Annotated in this window: 1 protein-coding gene; it reads right to left on the bottom strand. The window is 59.2% G+C overall.

All coding sequences use genetic code 11. The features are described from left to right. Window positions 1-475 (bottom strand): ATP-binding cassette domain-containing protein (locus JQ845_RS22825; RefSeq protein WP_203009513.1); only part of this gene is annotated, 475 nt, incomplete at its 3' end. Between the last annotated feature and the right edge of the window lie 3 nt (window positions 476-478).

The following is a 478-nucleotide window of genomic DNA, read 5'->3' as shown; positions in this document are numbered from 1 at the left end:
GCTGGCCGCCCGAGAACATATGCGGGTAGCGCTGGTAATGCTCGGGGCGCAAGCCAACCTGTTTCATCATGGCCTGGACTTTTTCGCGACGTTCGCTGGCGTTCAGTTTGGTGTTGATCAATAGCGGTTCAGCCAACTGGTCGCCGATTTTCTGCCGTGGGTTGAGCGAGGCGTAGGGGCTCTGGAACACCATCTGCACGTCTTTGCGCAGTTGCTTGCGCTCGGCTTTGTTGGCCCCGGCGACTTCTTGCCCGGCAATTTTCAACGAGCCCGAGGACGGTTCTTCAATCAGGGTCAAGGCGCGGGCCAGGGTGGACTTGCCACAACCGGACTCGCCCACCACGGCCAGGGTTTTGCCGGCTTCCAGTTCAAATGACACGCCGTTAAGTGCGCGCACCAGGGCATGGCCTTTGAACATGCCACGGGACACTTCGTAGTGACGGGTTAGGTCGCGGGCGGTAAGAACAACAGTCATTAC

This window comes from Pseudomonas paraversuta (assembly GCF_904063065.1).
Classification (GTDB): Bacteria; Pseudomonadota; Gammaproteobacteria; order Pseudomonadales; family Pseudomonadaceae; genus Aquipseudomonas; species Aquipseudomonas paraversuta.
Note: the sequence above shows the minus strand (reverse complement) of the source record. Positions and strands in the feature narration are given on the sequence as shown.